Source organism: Aquamicrobium terrae (assembly GCF_052978165.1).
Map to the genome: position 1 here is coordinate 3,296,823 of NZ_JBRKLZ010000001.1, position 13,492 is coordinate 3,310,314.

General features: G+C 64.7%; 17 protein-coding genes. 7 read left to right on the forward strand and 10 right to left on the reverse strand.

What is annotated here, in order from left to right; translation table 11 throughout:
- Positions 1-34: 34 nt before the first annotated feature.
- The 3 genes from purQ to purC are packed head-to-tail and all read right to left on the reverse strand — an operon-like array spanning position 35 to position 1,767.
- Positions 35-703: a phosphoribosylformylglycinamidine synthase subunit PurQ gene (gene purQ, locus ACVCNR_RS16235; RefSeq protein WP_447075495.1), complete on the reverse strand. Its 669-nt coding sequence runs from the start codon at positions 701-703 to the stop codon at positions 35-37.
- 1 nt (position 704) lies between these two features.
- Positions 705-947: a phosphoribosylformylglycinamidine synthase subunit PurS gene (purS, locus tag ACVCNR_RS16240; RefSeq protein ID WP_354192652.1), complete on the reverse strand. Its 243-nt coding sequence runs from the start codon at positions 945-947 to the stop codon at positions 705-707.
- Between the two features lie 25 nt (positions 948-972).
- Positions 973-1,767 (reverse strand): phosphoribosylaminoimidazolesuccinocarboxamide synthase, encoded by a 795-nt coding sequence (purC, locus tag ACVCNR_RS16245; protein WP_447075496.1) that lies wholly within the window; start codon positions 1,765-1,767, stop codon positions 973-975.
- A gap of 278 nt (positions 1,768-2,045) precedes the next feature.
- Here purC and ACVCNR_RS16250 point away from each other — a divergent pair, with 278 nt between their 5' ends.
- Together ACVCNR_RS16250 and ACVCNR_RS16255 are read left to right on the forward strand one after the other, a co-directional pair.
- Positions 2,046-2,366 (forward strand): DUF1476 domain-containing protein, encoded by a 321-nt coding sequence (locus ACVCNR_RS16250; RefSeq protein WP_354192649.1) that lies wholly within the window; start codon positions 2,046-2,048, stop codon positions 2,364-2,366.
- A gap of 252 nt (positions 2,367-2,618) precedes the next feature.
- Positions 2,619-3,395 (forward strand): HpcH/HpaI aldolase family protein, encoded by a 777-nt coding sequence (locus ACVCNR_RS16255; RefSeq protein ID WP_447075497.1) that lies wholly within the window; start codon positions 2,619-2,621, stop codon positions 3,393-3,395.
- A 13-nt stretch (positions 3,396-3,408) separates the two neighbouring features.
- On the opposite strand, the gene ACVCNR_RS16260 is transcribed toward ACVCNR_RS16255, so the two are convergent.
- Positions 3,409-3,957, reverse strand: coding sequence for an RBBP9/YdeN family alpha/beta hydrolase (locus ACVCNR_RS16260; RefSeq protein WP_354192646.1), 549 nt, complete (start codon positions 3,955-3,957; stop codon positions 3,409-3,411).
- Positions 3,958-4,198: 241 nt separating this feature from the next.
- Between ACVCNR_RS16260 and ACVCNR_RS16265 the strand changes: the two genes are divergently transcribed.
- Positions 4,199-5,014, forward strand: a complete 816-nt coding sequence (locus tag ACVCNR_RS16265; protein WP_447075498.1) for a VOC family protein — start codon at positions 4,199-4,201, stop codon at positions 5,012-5,014.
- A gap of 51 nt (positions 5,015-5,065) precedes the next feature.
- Here ACVCNR_RS16265 and ACVCNR_RS16270 read toward each other — a convergent pair whose 3' ends face one another.
- Together ACVCNR_RS16270 and ACVCNR_RS16275 are read right to left on the reverse strand one after the other, a co-directional pair.
- Positions 5,066-5,698: a LysE family translocator gene (locus tag ACVCNR_RS16270; RefSeq protein WP_447075500.1), complete on the reverse strand. Its 633-nt coding sequence runs from the start codon at positions 5,696-5,698 to the stop codon at positions 5,066-5,068.
- A 67-nt stretch (positions 5,699-5,765) separates the two neighbouring features.
- Positions 5,766-6,473, reverse strand: coding sequence for a DNA helicase (locus tag ACVCNR_RS16275; protein ID WP_447075501.1), 708 nt, complete (start codon positions 6,471-6,473; stop codon positions 5,766-5,768).
- 304 nt (positions 6,474-6,777) lie between these two features.
- Between ACVCNR_RS16275 and ACVCNR_RS16280 the strand changes: the two genes are divergently transcribed.
- Positions 6,778-7,098, forward strand: coding sequence for a putative quinol monooxygenase (locus ACVCNR_RS16280; protein WP_447075502.1), 321 nt, complete (start codon positions 6,778-6,780; stop codon positions 7,096-7,098).
- Between the two features lie 25 nt (positions 7,099-7,123).
- Here the strand turns inward: ACVCNR_RS16280 and purB are convergent, their stop codons facing one another.
- Complete coding sequence (gene purB, locus ACVCNR_RS16285; RefSeq protein ID WP_447075503.1) at positions 7,124-8,431, reverse strand: adenylosuccinate lyase; 1,308 nt, start codon at positions 8,429-8,431, stop codon at positions 7,124-7,126.
- 107 nt (positions 8,432-8,538) lie between these two features.
- Positions 8,539-9,279 (reverse strand): DUF2259 domain-containing protein, encoded by a 741-nt coding sequence (locus tag ACVCNR_RS16290; RefSeq protein ID WP_354192639.1) that lies wholly within the window; start codon positions 9,277-9,279, stop codon positions 8,539-8,541.
- A 79-nt stretch (positions 9,280-9,358) separates the two neighbouring features.
- Here ACVCNR_RS16290 and ACVCNR_RS16295 point away from each other — a divergent pair, with 79 nt between their 5' ends.
- Positions 9,359-9,616, forward strand: coding sequence for a DUF2171 domain-containing protein (locus ACVCNR_RS16295; RefSeq protein WP_354192638.1), 258 nt, complete (start codon positions 9,359-9,361; stop codon positions 9,614-9,616).
- 10 nt (positions 9,617-9,626) lie between these two features.
- On the opposite strand, the gene ACVCNR_RS16300 is transcribed toward ACVCNR_RS16295, so the two are convergent.
- Both ACVCNR_RS16300 and ACVCNR_RS16305 read right to left on the reverse strand, forming a co-directional pair.
- Positions 9,627-10,628: a P1 family peptidase gene (locus ACVCNR_RS16300; protein WP_447075720.1), complete on the reverse strand. Its 1,002-nt coding sequence runs from the start codon at positions 10,626-10,628 to the stop codon at positions 9,627-9,629.
- Positions 10,628-11,698: a branched-chain amino acid ABC transporter substrate-binding protein gene (locus ACVCNR_RS16305; protein ID WP_447075504.1), complete on the reverse strand. Its 1,071-nt coding sequence runs from the start codon at positions 11,696-11,698 to the stop codon at positions 10,628-10,630. The genes ACVCNR_RS16300 and ACVCNR_RS16305 overlap by 1 nt, the downstream gene beginning before the upstream one ends.
- A gap of 343 nt (positions 11,699-12,041) precedes the next feature.
- On the opposite strand from ACVCNR_RS16305, the gene ACVCNR_RS16310 reads away from it, so the two are divergent.
- The gene (locus ACVCNR_RS16310; protein ID WP_447075506.1) at positions 12,042-12,539 is read left to right on the forward strand and encodes a flavin reductase; all 498 of its coding nucleotides are present in this window, start codon (positions 12,042-12,044) and stop codon (positions 12,537-12,539) included.
- Between the two features lie 23 nt (positions 12,540-12,562).
- Complete coding sequence (locus ACVCNR_RS16315; RefSeq protein WP_447075508.1) at positions 12,563-13,492, forward strand: AAA family ATPase; 930 nt, start codon at positions 12,563-12,565, stop codon at positions 13,490-13,492.

Sequence of the window (13,492 nt, forward strand, 5' to 3'; positions counted from 1 at the left end):
ATATCCCGCCGGGCAAGGGCGGGACGGTCTGGCATCATGCGGCTATGCCGAGCGCGCTCTCGAACAGGGCGCGCCCGTCCGTGCCGCCATGGGCCGCCTCGACGAGGTTTTCCGGGTGCGGCATCAGGCCCAGCACATTGCCCGTGTCGTTGATGATGCCGGCGATGTCGTTGATCGAGCCGTTGGGGTTGGTGCCCTCGGCGTAGCGGAACACGACCTGGCCCTGTCCCTCCAGCCGCGCCAGCGTCTCGGCGTCGGCGAAGTAATTGCCGTCGTGGTGCGCGACCGGGCAGCGGATGATCTGTCCGGGACGGTAGTTGCGGGTGAAGGCGGTGTTGGCGTTGGCCACCTCCAGCTTCACCTCGCGGCAGACGAACTTCAGCGAGGTGTTGCGCATCAGGGCACCCGGCAGCATGCCGGTTTCCACGAGGATCTGGAAGCCGTTGCACACGCCGATGACCATGACGCCCTGCGCCGCCTTCTCGGCCACGGCGCGAAGGGCTGGCATGCGCGCCGCGATGGCCCCGCAGCGCAGATAGTCGCCATAGGAGAAACCGCCGGGAATGACGATGAGGTCGACATCGGGGATCGTTGTGTCGGTTTCCCACACGGTCACCGGCGGCGTGCCGGAGATCTTGGTCAGCGCCGCGATCATGTCGCGGTCGCGATTGAGGCCGGGAAGGAGGACGACTGCCGATTTCACCTCAGGCGATCTCCACTGCGTAGTTCTCGATCACCGTGTTGGCCAGAAGCTTGTCGCACATGGCCTTGAGGTCGGCTTCCGCCCTGGCCTTGTCGCCATGGGCCAGTTCGATGTCGAACACCTTGCCCTGCCGCACCTGGCCGACGCCGTCGAAGCCGAGTCCGCCGAGCGCATGTTCAATGGCCTTGCCCTGCGGGTCGAGCACGCCGTTCTTGAGGGTTACGGTAACGCGGGCCTTGATCACGCTCTGTCGCTCCTGTCGGGAAAGGTCAATGCGGCTTGGAGCCCTTGGGCAGGCCGGAGGCGACGAGCACCGGCCCGGTGGGGCGGGGCGGATCGTTCTCGTTCATGATGCCGAGGCGGCGGGCCACTTCCTGATAGGCCTCGACGAGGCCGCCCATGTCGCGGCGGAACCGGTCCTTGTCGAGCTTGTCCTGCGTGGCGACATCCCACAGGCGGCAGGAGTCCGGTGAGATCTCGTCGGCGACGACGATGCGCATCATGTCGCCCTCGAACAGGCGGCCGCACTCCATCTTGAAGTCGACGAGCTGGATGCCGACGCCGAGGAACAGGCCGGAGAGGAAGTCGTTGACGCGAATGGCCAGCGCCATGATGTCGTCGATTTCCTGCGGGCTCGCCCAGCCGAAGGCGGTGATGTGCTCTTCCGACACCATCGGGTCGTCCAGCGCGTCGGCCTTGTAGTAGAATTCGATGATCGAGCGCGGCAGCACGGTGCCTTCCTCGATGCCGAGGCGCTTAGCCAGCGAGCCGGCGGCGACGTTGCGCACCACCACCTCGAGCGGGATGATCTCCACCTCCTTGATGAGCTGCTCGCGCATGTTCAGGCGGCGGATGAAATGGGTCGGAATGCCCATCCGGTTGAGATGGGTGAAGATGTGCTCGGAAATGCGGTTGTTGAGCACGCCCTTGCCGTCCACCACTTCGTGCTTCTTCTTGTTGAAGGCGGTGGCGTCATCCTTGAAGAACTGGATCAGGGTGCCCGGCTCGGGTCCTTCATAGAGGATCTTGGCCTTGCCTTCATAGATGCGGCGGCGTGACTTCATATCGGTGTTTTCTCTGGTTCGAAGGACAGGCCCGTCGGCCGTCCCTTTTCAGGCCGCTCGTCGCGGCAACCATGGGCTCAGCCGGGTCTCTAGCGCAAACGAACCGTTTCCTCAATTGGAATCGCCGCCATGCACCGCTTTCGGTGGATGTTGCGGGGTGCGATATGTCGTAGCGGCACGCAACAACACATATTGACCGTGTCCTGCCCTTTTGGTTTGTGCGTTCGCATTCCATATTCATGGGCAATTCGAATCGCTTGCACCCGGAGGGTAACGCCATGACCAACATGAAGGACCGGCAGGAGAGCTTCGAGCGCAAATTCGCGCTGGACGAGGAACAGAGGTTCAAGGCGATTGTCCGCCGCAACAAGCTGCTCGGCCTCTGGGCCGCCGAAAAGCTCGGCAAGAGCGGGGCTGACGCCGAAGCCTATGCCCAGGAAGTGGTGAAGTCCGACTTCGAGGAAGCAGGCGACCACGACGTGTTCCGCAAGGTGCGCAAGGATTTCGATACGGCCGGCGTCGAGCAGTCCGACCATCAGATCCGCCGCACCATGGAAGAACTGCTGGCCACCGCCGCCGAGCAGGTCAAGAACGGCTAAAGCAATTGCAGCAAAAGTGCGAAGCGGTTTTGGGTTCGGAACTGCGTCAAAACAAAAAGCTAGAGCGTTTCCGCGGTTCGGAGAAAAGTGGAAATGCTCTAGCGGCGGACGGCATGGGCGAGGCACAGCACGTCGCCGCACTTGGCCAACTTGCCTGAAACCGTATCGGCCGCCCGGCAATGCCGGGCGGTTTTTTTGTTTTCAATACAATCGGTTCCTGTCCTTGCCGGAATCGAATGACGAGGAGGCCTCATGTCGCTCAGGGAACGTCTCGCCGCCGATGAGGTGGTGCTTACGTGCTGGTCCGGCGTGCCGGATGCGCTCACCGTCGAGATCCTGGCGGCACAGGGCTTCGATGCCGTCACGCTCGACATGCAGCATGGCGGCCACAATGAGGACAGTGTCCTGCGCTGCCTCGCGCCGGTGCTGGCGAGGGGCAAGCCGGCGCTGGTGCGCGTGCCGGTCGGGCGCTTCGACATGGCCAGCCGGGCGCTGGATTTCGGAGCCGAGGCGGTCATCGCGCCGATGATCAATTCCGCGGCCGAGGCGCAGGCCTTTGCCGCGGCGATGAAATATCTGCCGGTCGGCCAGCGCTCATGGGGTCCGACCTACGCCTTCCCCCGCCGTGGCAAGGGCGACCATCAGGAATGGCTGCGCACCAGCAACGAACGCACCTTGGCCTTCGCCATGATCGAGACCCGCGCCGCGCTGGAGGCGCTTGACGACATCCTGGCCGTGCCGGGCATCGACGCCATTTTCCTCGGGCCGGGCGACTTCTCGATAGCCTGGACCGAAGGGCAGCAGGTCGATTCGACGCTGGAGGCGATGATGGAGACTGTCGCCTCGGTCGCCAAGCGGGCGCGGGCGGCGGGCAAGCATGCCGGCATCTACGTCACCGATCCCGCCATTGCCGGCCGTTTCGTGGGCATGGGCTACCGGCTGCTCGCCACCGGGTCCGAGCACCAGCTTATCGCATCGGGCGCTGCCGGACTGGTATCGAGCCTCAAGGCTTCGATCGGCGCCGAATAGGCTTCCGGCGACCCTACAGGCGGCTCATGAAATGGGCGAAGGTGAAGGAGCCTTCCGGCCACGGGCCGTGGCCGGATTCGGAATTGATGTGGCCGGATTCGCCAGCATCGACGAACAGCGAGCCCCAGGCCGAAGCGATGTCCTCGGCCACTTCGAAGGCGCAGTACGGGTCGTTGCGGCTCGCCACCGTGATCGACGGGAAGGGCAGGGGATCGCGCGGGTAGGGGCCGAAGGTCATCAGGTGCTTCGGCCTGATATCCGGATTGGCCACATCCGGCGCGGCCACGAAGAACGCACCGGCAACCGGCCGCTGGAAATGCGGCAGCGCCTGCACGACGCTCGGCACGCCGAGCGAATGGGCGATGATGACGACCGGCCTTTCCGCCTCGTTCACCGCCTTGGCGACCGTGGCGATCCAGTCCTCGCGCACCGGCTTCGACCATTCCGCCTGTTCGACGCGGCGCGCGGTCGAAAGCTTGGCCTGCCAGCGGCTCTGCCAGTGATCCGGGCCCGAATTGGTGTAGCCGGGCACGATGAGTATGTCTGCGTCCTTGACCTTCATGGCCCGCATGTAGCGAGCGGGACCCGGTCCTGCAACAGCCTGGCCATTGTTTTATATTGATGAACGATATGTTCTTTGTTTGTAATATTGTATGAACAAAGACATTGGCCGATATTTGCAGGGAACGATCGTGCCGGAGGTTCGCTTGAAGCTGACACGACGCAACCTTGTCGGCGCCGCCTGCGTCCTGCCGTTTGCGGCAGGCACCGGCTGGGCGCAGACGTCCACAACGGAGACCAGGATGAGTGGACTGCCCTTTGCCGCGACGACGCCGACCAGCGTGGCGCGCGTCGGTCTGCGCGCCCGCGATGCCGAGGCGCTCGCCGGCTACTACCGCAGCATCGTCGGCCTGACCGAATTGTCGCGCGACGGCGAAACCATCACGCTCGGCGCCGGCAGCCGGCCGCTGCTGGTGATCGAATCGGACAAGGCCGCCAAGCCGGACGATCCGCGCTCGGCCGGCCTGTTCCACACGGCCTTCCTCCTGCCGGCGCGGGCCGATCTCGGCCGTTGGATCACCCATGCCGTCGCCGACAGGATCAGGATCGACGGCGCGTCCGACCACATCGTTTCGGAAGCGCTCTACCTCACCGATCCGGAAGGCAACGGCATCGAAATCTATGCTGACCGCCCGCACGACGGCTGGAAGTGGCACGACGGCGAGGTGGAGATGGCGACCGCGCGCATGGACATCGAGAGCGTTGTCGGCTCCGTGCCGGCGGGCGATGCCGGATGGCAGGGCATGCCGGAGAACACGGTGGTCGGCCATGTGCATCTGCGCGTCGGCGATCCGGCGCAGGCGGAAGACTGGTGGCACCGGGAATTCGGTTTCGACACGGTTGCCCGATATGGCGACAAGGCCGTCTTCCTGTCGTCCGGCGGCTATCACCATCACATCGCCGGCAATATCTGGCAGAGCCCCGGTGCCGGCCGGCGCGACCCCGGCCGCAGCGGCCTGTCCTGGGTGGAGATGCGCTCGGCCGAGGCTTCCGCCGAGACCAGCCGCGAGGACCCCTGGGGCACGGTCATCCGGACCGTTCCCGGCAAGGCGGCATAGTCACGAGAATTTGCGGCCGCGAGGCTTGGCCCTTCGCGATCGCAAGCTAGGTCAGCGCCGCGCTTCGGTCGCCATCCTTACGGCGAGCGTTGCCAGCACCGTTCCCATGACCCAGCGCTGGAGAACGGCAAAGGATGGGCGGCGGACGAGGAAGAGAGCGATCGTCCCGGCCGATATGGCAATCAGGGCGTTGACGAAAACGCTGATGGCGATCTGCGTCGTGCCGAGGACGAGAGCCTGCGCAAGCACGTTTCCGTGCGACGGATCGATGAACTGCGGCAGCAGCGACAGATACATGACCGCGATCTTGGGATTGAGAAGGTTGGTCACGAACCCCATGAGGAAGAGCTTGCGGGGGCTGTCCTGCGGCAGGTCCCTAACCTGGAACGCAGACCGGCCTCCGGGGCGGACGGCTTGCCAGGCAAGCCACAGAAGATAGATGGCCCCGGCAAGCCGGATCGCGTCATAGGCAAAGGGCACGGCCATCAGCAGCGCGGTGATGCCGAAGGCCGCGCACAGCATGTAGAACACGAAGCCGAGCGCCACGCCGCCGAGCGAGATGAGCCCGGCCACACGCCCCTGGCAGATCGAGCGCGATACGAGATAGACCATGTTCGGCCCCGGCGTCAGAACCATGCCGAGCGCGATCAGCGCGAAAGCCACAAGGTTGTTCAGATCGGGCATCGGGGTTCTCCGGCATCGGAATGGTGCCTGCCGAAATGCTTACCGCACATTCCGGCAGGCGGATAGATCACGCCACATCTTGCAGCCGGACCTCGCCATTGTGCAGGAAGCAGGCTCTGGTGAAGAACCGCAGATCGACGGGATTGGGCAGGCGAATGTCCCGCAGGTCCGGCACGGACCTGTCTTCCGGGTCGAACGACCGGTCGATCTGCGCGATGAACCCCAGCACCACGCCGGTTGCTCGTGCAAAATCCCGAAGGGCGAGCAACTGGTCGTCAAGCGCCGGCTTGCTTCGCTGCTGGTCGAGGATTTGCAGATAGTCGACGATGGCGACCGTTCCCCGCGCCGAACCGGAAAGATATCGGATCACGTAATCGGCGCTGATTTCGTCGGAAGCCACGATTTCCAGCTTGTCGGCGTGGCTGTTTGCGTCCAGCGAGCGGATGCGGGCCAGGGTTTCCCGCTCGGTATATTCCAAGGTGAAGAAGACCGCTTTTCTGCCTTCCCGCGCCGCATCGAGCAGAAGCTGGAGCCCCAGCAAGGTCTTGCCATGGCCGGGGCGGGCGCCCAGCAGGAACAGCTCTCCGTCGGCAAGTCCCGACAACACCGCTTTCGACGGCGAGTTCACGGCGGATTGAGAGGCGAGCAGGCTCCAGCTTGCGAAGCCTTCGCCGCGCGCGATGCGGTCCAACGCCGCGTGCAGGGCGATTTTCTCGTTCCGTGCCGCCAGCCTGGCACGACGTTTCAGTTGATGGACAGGGGCCGAAAGTCTCATCGAGGAACCTCCATTGCGAGCCTGAAACGCAATCCCTCCTTATGCGAATGCCCGAACAGATGGTTCGATGATCTGGTCACCCCGTATGTACGATACTTCCCCGATTGGAGGGAGGAGGCGCGGGCCAAGCCTGTTCCGTGGAAACTAGCGGCAACGGCGAGTCGTGACAAGCGCATTGGCGGATGCGGGCGAATTCGTGCCGCCGGATGCCGACACTCCTGACATATCCTGAACGTGGCATTTGCTAGATGGGATGGAATCGACCGCTCAGGTTCGGGTCCGTTTCCATGCAGGGGGTTGCGCCATGCTCAAGGTCATCGCCGAAGACTTCATCAAGCCCGAATGCATCGGCATCGTCATGCCGCTCTATGCGGAACTGGTGGAAAAGACACGGCAGGAGCCGCAGTGCATCGCCTACGATCTGTTTACAGACCGGAAGGATCCCGGCCACTTCCTGTTCATCGAAGAATGGCCGGATCGCGCAGCACTCGATGCGCATTGCCGAACCGGGCACTTCACCCGCCTGGTGCCTCTTATCAATCGTCACCAGCGTAGGAAGGGGACCGTTATCCTGATGGACCCCTTCACGCATGATGCCGAGCGGGGAACTCCCGCCCGGGAGTGAGCCTGCCGGCGGAGGCGGCCCTGTCTCAGCTTTCGCCGAACACCCGCTTGAAGATCGTGTCGACATGCTTGGTGTGGTAGCCGAGGTCGAATTTCTCGCGGATTTCGGCTTCGGAAAGGGCAGCCGTCACTTCCGGGTCGGCCAGCAGCTCCTCGAGGAAGTCCTTGCCCTGTTCCCACACCTTCATGGCGTTGCGCTGCACGAGGCGGTAGGCATCCTCGCGCGACACGCCGGCCTGCGTCAGCGCCAGAAGCACGCGCTGCGAATGCACCAGCCCGCGGAACTTGTTGAGATTCTTCTCCATGTTCTCGGGATAGACGAGCAGCTTGTCGATGACGCCGGTGAGCCGCGCCAGCGCGAAGTCGAGCGTCACGGTGGCGTCGGGGCCGATCATGCGCTCCACCGAGGAGTGCGAGATGTCGCGCTCGTGCCACAGCGCCACGTTCTCCATGGCCGGGAAGGCGTAGGAACGCACCATGCGGGCAAGGCCGGTGAGGTTCTCGGTCAGCACCGGGTTGCGCTTGTGCGGCATGGCCGACGAGCCCTTCTGGCCCGGCGAGAAATATTCCTCCGCCTCCAGCACTTCCGTGCGCTGAAGGTGGCGGATCTCGATCGAGAGGCGCTCTATCGAGGAGGCGATGACGGCCAGCGTGGCGAAGAACATGGCGTGGCGGTCGCGCGGGATGACCTGCGTGGACACCGGCTCGGGCTTGAGGCCGAGCTTCTTGGCCACATGCTCTTCCACATAGGGGTCGATGTTGGCGAAGGTGCCGACCGCGCCGGAAATGGCGCAGGTGGCGATGTCCTCGCGCGCATGCACCAGTCGCTCGCGGCAGCGGCTGAACTCGGCGTAGGCCTCGGCCAGCTTGACGCCGAAGGTGGTGGGCTCGGCATGGATGCCGTGGCTGCGGCCGATGGTGACGGTGTCCTTGTGCTCGAAGGCGCGGCGCTTGAGGGCTGCCAGCAGCGCGTCGATGTCGGCCAGAAGGATATCGGAAGCGCGGGTGAGCTGGACGGCAACGCAGGTGTCCAGCACGTCCGAGGAGGTCATGCCCTGATGGATGAAGCGCGAATCCGGGCCGACGAACTCGGCCAGATGGGTGAGGAAGGCGATGACGTCATGCTTGGTGACGCGCTCGATCTCGTCGATGCGCTCGACGTCGAACTTCGCCGCGCCGCCCTTTTCCCAGATCGTTTTCGCAGCTTCCTTGGGGATCACGCCCAGTTCGGCCAGCGCGTCGCAGGCATAGGCCTCGATCTCGAACCAGATGCGGAAGCGGGTCTCCGGAGACCAGATGGCGACCATTTCCGGCCGGGAATAACGCGGGATCATCTTGAGGCCCTCAGCTTTATCGGGGAAGTCGCCTGCCTCCTAACAGAGCAGGCGCGAATCCTCAACGCGCGATGCGGCCTTTGATGTGTCCCTCTGCGTGGCCGGGTTCAGAATTTGCCGGTCACCGCCATCCAGCGATGGTCCGGCCCCTCGAAGCCGACCTTCCGAACGGCGATCAGCACGGCATAGTGGCTGGGGCTGCCTTGGCTGGAAAAGGTCTGGATGGCGCCGATCGAATAGCCGGTCGGGCAGCCGCGGCTTTGCGGCACGGATTTGTCCTCATGCACGAGTTGCGTCATGCCGCCGTCGGTGGCGTCGATGCGCAGCAGCCGGAAGCCGCTGGCTTCACCCATGCCGTGGCATTGTTCCGCCTCGCCGAAAGGCAGGATTTCCAGCCGGAACTCGAGCGGCTTGTCGATGGCCGGGAAAACCGGGCGCGGGTTGACCGCCATGCGCAGCGGATCGGCCGAAAGCTCCGTCACCGCGTTGCTGCCGGCGGTGTAGCCGCGATTGGCGGCGAGTTCCGATTGCTTGACGATGGCTTCGCCCTGTTCGCGGGCCTTGTCGCGGGCGGCCTGCAAACCGGCGGCCTCGTCATCGATACGCACGCGGATCGGCGTGCCCTGCACATAGCTGTCGGTCGCCGTGTCGACGTAATAGCGGTTGGCGTAGGGAAAGCCCGACCCGTCCTGGACGCCGAATTCCTCGAAGGCGAAAATGCCGCCGTCCTGGCTGAAGCCGAGTATGTCCAGTTCCGCCACGTCGCCAGCCTTTGCCGCGCCGCTGGCCGCTGTCAAAACCGTGAACGCGGCAAGGAAGAGAAAGCTTCTGTTTTTGGCCGGGGTCATGATGGTGGCTATCCCTTCGATCCGATGCATCCAATTACCAGTTCAACCGTTGTGGCACGGAAATCAACGGAGAACGATCATGGCCGATACATCGAAGATTCGCGAGCACATGGAATTGGTCGGCGCCGACGGCGTGCATATCGGCACCGTCGACCGCATCGAAGGCGACCGCATCAAGCTCACCAGGAAGGATAGCGGCCAGGGCTCGCACAGGGGGCATCACCACTACATTCCCACCAGTCTGATCGCGGAAGTCGACAGCGACAAGGTTTGGCTGTCGGCGAACGCCGATGTCGCAGCCGAGCTGTTCGAGGAAGAAAAGAACGATCCGACCTGACCGGCCCCGGTCAGCGCGCCGACCATGCCGGAAACGGATCGCCTTCCACCGGCGTGGCGGCATGTACACCGCGCGCGATGGCCCGCGCCATGGCCGCGCCGGCGGTCGCGCCCAGTTCGATCGCCTGCTCGGGCGAAATCGTGATGCCGCTGCGCCCGGTGGCCAGCGCGAACACGAGGTCGCCGTCGAAGGGGGTGTGGCTCGGCCAGATGGCGCGGGTGAAGCCGTCATGGGCGGCGATGGCCAGCCGTTTGGCCGAGGCCTTGGTCAGCACCGCGTCGGTGGCGATGACGGCGATGGTGGTGCTTGCCCCCTGCGGCTTTTCGTTGAATTTCAGGATCACCTCGCGGGCTTCCGGGGGCAGGGGATGCGGCAGGCCGAGGCCGCCGAACTCGTCGCCGATCTCGAAGGGCGCGGCCCAGAAATGCCGGCTACGCCCCACGGTGACCGAGCCCAGCGGATTGACGGCCACCAGCGCTCCGAGCGTGATGCCGCTGTTCAGCACCGTCGAGGCCGAGCCGAGGCCGCCCTTCAGGCCGGCGGTCAGCGCGCCGGTGCCTGCCCCCGCGCTGCCGATGGCGAAATCCGTCGCGGCCGCACTCGCCGCCTCGTAGCCCAGTTCGCGATATGGCGGATAGCGGCCCCAGTCCTTGTCGCCGCCATTGGCGAGGTCGAACAGGATCGCCGCCGGCACGATCGGCACCACCTGATCCTGGACGGCAAAGCCGATGCCCTGTTCGCGCAGCCACGCCTGCGTGCCGGCTGCGGCGTCGAGCCCGAAGGCGGAACCGCCGGAAAGCACCACGGCATTGACGGTCTCGACAGTGTTGTGCGGCTCCAGAAGATCGGTCTCCCGGGTGCCGGGCGCACCGCCCAGCACCTGTACGGCCGCGACCGTCGGTTCCTCGCACAGCACGGCGGTGACGCCGGACCTGATGCGCGCGTCGGCGGCGTTGCCGACCCGCAGGCCGGCAACATCGGTGATGAGGTTGCGGGGGCCTGTGCGAAACATCATTGCCCCTCCATGGGCACGAAGCGCTGGCCGTCGAAGCGCCATGCGCGATAGGGGTTTTGCGTCAGGTCACCCTTTTCGTCGAAACGGATCGGGCCGATGGCGGTGGAGAATTCCTGTGCCGGCAACACCTCGCCAAGCGTCTTGCCGGTCCGGTCGGCCTCGACCGCCGCCGTCTCTACGACCTGAACCGCGGCATAGGCGGGCAGCGCATAACCTTCCGCCAGCGCGCCGGCCGCCTGGAATGCGTCCAGCACCGGCCGGTCGGCCGCTTCCGCCCATTCCGGCAGGGAGATCATCAGCGTTCCTGTGGCAAGGGGCACATCCGTGGCCGCGCGCAGCGCCTCGCCGCCGGCAAACACGATGTCGGCCCCCATCTCGTCCGCGTCGCGGCCCATGACGGCGACATCCTCGGCATCGCCGCCGACGAACACATGCGTCGCGCCGGCCCGGCGCAGCCGGCCGACCAGTGCGATCTGGTTGTCGAGCCCGGGACGGAAAGTATCGACGAACACCGGTTTCAGCGCAGCCTGCTCGGCCTGTGCCCGCAGCGTCTCGGCGAGTTCGCGCCCATATATGGTGCCGTCGTCGACGATGGCGAAAAGCTCGTCCTTCCACAGGCGGGTCAGTATGGCGGCGGCGGCATTGCGCTCGTCGTCGCCCCGCGGCCCGAACCGGAACACCGGCCATCCGGTGCGGGCGCGCTGCTCGGTCAGATTTTCGGTGCGCACGCCCACCGTCAGGATAGGGATGCCGGCGTCTTTAAGAATCGGCGCTGCCGCCTCGATCGATTCGGTGCACAGAAAGCCGACGGCAGCCTTGACGCCGGCTTCCACGAACCCGGCAGCCGCCGCCGCGCCCCCCTCGGCGGTGCAGGCATCGTCAGCGATCCTGAGTTCGGTGCCGGAGGCGATTGCGGCAAGCTTGGCGCCGGTTTCGACCTGCCGGCCCAGCAATTCGGAGGGGCCGGAAAGCGGTGTGGCAACGCCGATCGCCAACGGCTCCGCGCGGGCCCCGAAGGCGAGCAAGAGGCCGGCGAGGGCAGTTGCTATGGCCTGGGCGGTGCGCATCGGTGCCTGAACGCGTCCTTCAGCTTTTGTGCTAGTAGAATGAATTTGACATTCGATATCCGCTTGATGTCGGCCTCCAGATCGAATGTCAAATTCAAAAATTCCACTAAAATCATAAACTTGCCAGTGGTTCTTTTGTTTCCAACATTTGCCTCGCGCCCAATACAGATGGGATGCAAATGTTGGAAACGAACCACCAGTTCGCCCCTGCTGTAGAGGCTGGGAGCGCCTTGCGCAACATGCAGGCCTCCTTGGCCAGGCCTCTCTCCTTGCGGGCCGGCTTTGCTTGTGGCCTTTTGGCGACCGCCTTATATAACGATGGAATTCAACTGGATTGCCGCCGGTGCTCAAGAAAAACGATATCGGACCACAGGCTTATCGCGATGCGATGGCCAAATTTGCCGGCCACGTCCAGATCGTGACCACCAACGGGCCCGGCGGGTTGCGTGGCGCCACCGTTACCGCCTCCTGTTCGGTGTCGGATACGCCGCCTGTCGTACTGGTCTGCCTCAACCGCGAGAACCCCAAGAACGACGTCTTCCTGGCCAACGGCAATTTCGCGCTCAACACGCTGGGCGCCCGTCACCAGCCGCTCGCCGCCGCCATTTCGGGCCAGACCGGTTTGCCGACCATGGCGGAGCGGTTCAAGGCGGGCGAATGGGACACCATCGCCACCGGTGCGCCGACCCTTACCGACGCGATGGCGGTGTTCGATTGCGAACTCATCGACACCAAGGATATCGCCACGCACCGGGTGCTGTTCGGCCGCGTGACAGGCCTGCGTATCGGCGATAACCTCGAACCGCTGATGTATTACGACCGCAATTACACGGTGCTTTGACCGGCAGACGGCAGGGAGGCGAAATGACACGATCGACCCCGCGCCCCGCGCCGCAAACCATCGACGAAACGCTCGAACTGCTCAATGGCGCCGATTATGTGGCCGACCGTGCACTGGCCACGGTGCTGTTCCTCAGCCTGCGCATGAAGCGGCCGCTGTTCCTGGAAGGGGAGGCGGGCGTCGGCAAGACCGAGATCGCCAAGGTGCTGGCCGGGACGCTGGGGCGCCGCCTCATCCGCCTGCAGTGCTATGAGGGGCTCGACGTGGCGTCCGCCGTCTATGAGTGGAACTACGCCGCCCAGATGATCGAGATCCGCATGGAGGAGGCGGCCGGCAAGGTCGACCGCTCCGACATGGAGCGCAATGTCTTTTCCGAGAAATACCTCATCCGCCGCCCGGTTTTGGAGGCGCTGACCGGCACCAGGGGCGCGGCGCCGGTCTTCCTGATCGACGAGCTCGACCGCGCCGACGAGGCCTTCGAGGCTTTCCTGCTCGAAATCCTGTCGGATTTCCAGGTCACGGTGCCCGAGTTGGGCACCATCCGGGCCGAAGAGCCGCCGCTGGTCATCATCACCACCAATCGCACGCGCGAGATTCATGACGCCCTGAAGCGCCGCTGTCTCTACCACTGGGTGGATTATCCGAGCGCCGAACGCGAGCTGGAGATCGTGCGCCGCAAGGTGCCGCAGGCCAACAGCCGGCTGTCGGCCGAAGTGGTGGTTTTCGTGCAGAAGCTGCGCCAGATCGATCTTTTCAAGGCGCCGGGCGTGGCCGAGACCATCGACTGGGCCGGCGCGCTGACCGAACTGGACAAGGTGGCGCTCGACCCCGAAACCGTGTCCGACACCATCGGCGTTTTGCTGAAGTATCAGGACGACATCGCCCGCATCGGCAGCGGCGAGGGCCGGCGTATCCTCGACGAGGTGAAGGCCGAACTGGCGGCGGCGGAGTAA

Bases quoted from the DNA above. Each gene is read 5' to 3' on its own strand.
- ACVCNR_RS16280 (WP_447075502.1), top strand. From the start codon at position 6,778: ATGCTCAAGGTCATCGCCGAAGACTTCATCAAGCCCGAATGCATCGGC.
- ACVCNR_RS16300 (WP_447075720.1), bottom strand. From the start codon at position 10,628: ATGTTTCGCACAGGCCCCCGCAACCTCATCACCGATGTTGCCGGCCTG.
- purB (WP_447075503.1), bottom strand. From the start codon at position 8,431: ATGATCCCGCGTTATTCCCGGCCGGAAATGGTCGCCATCTGGTCTCCG.
- ACVCNR_RS16315 (WP_447075508.1), top strand. From the start codon at position 12,563: ATGACACGATCGACCCCGCGCCCCGCGCCGCAAACCATCGACGAAACG.
- ACVCNR_RS16305 (WP_447075504.1), bottom strand. From the start codon at position 11,698: ATGCGCACCGCCCAGGCCATAGCAACTGCCCTCGCCGGCCTCTTGCTC.
- purC (WP_447075496.1), bottom strand. From the start codon at position 1,767: ATGAAGTCACGCCGCCGCATCTATGAAGGCAAGGCCAAGATCCTCTAT.
- ACVCNR_RS16265 (WP_447075498.1), top strand. From the start codon at position 4,199: ATGAGTGGACTGCCCTTTGCCGCGACGACGCCGACCAGCGTGGCGCGC.
- ACVCNR_RS16290 (WP_354192639.1), bottom strand. From the start codon at position 9,279: ATGACCCCGGCCAAAAACAGAAGCTTTCTCTTCCTTGCCGCGTTCACG.
- ACVCNR_RS16260 (WP_354192646.1), bottom strand. From the start codon at position 3,957: ATGAAGGTCAAGGACGCAGACATACTCATCGTGCCCGGCTACACCAAT.
- ACVCNR_RS16270 (WP_447075500.1), bottom strand. From the start codon at position 5,698: ATGCCCGATCTGAACAACCTTGTGGCTTTCGCGCTGATCGCGCTCGGC.
- ACVCNR_RS16250 (WP_354192649.1), top strand. From the start codon at position 2,046: ATGACCAACATGAAGGACCGGCAGGAGAGCTTCGAGCGCAAATTCGCG.
- ACVCNR_RS16295 (WP_354192638.1), top strand. From the start codon at position 9,359: ATGGCCGATACATCGAAGATTCGCGAGCACATGGAATTGGTCGGCGCC.
- ACVCNR_RS16275 (WP_447075501.1), bottom strand. From the start codon at position 6,473: ATGAGACTTTCGGCCCCTGTCCATCAACTGAAACGTCGTGCCAGGCTG.
- ACVCNR_RS16255 (WP_447075497.1), top strand. From the start codon at position 2,619: ATGTCGCTCAGGGAACGTCTCGCCGCCGATGAGGTGGTGCTTACGTGC.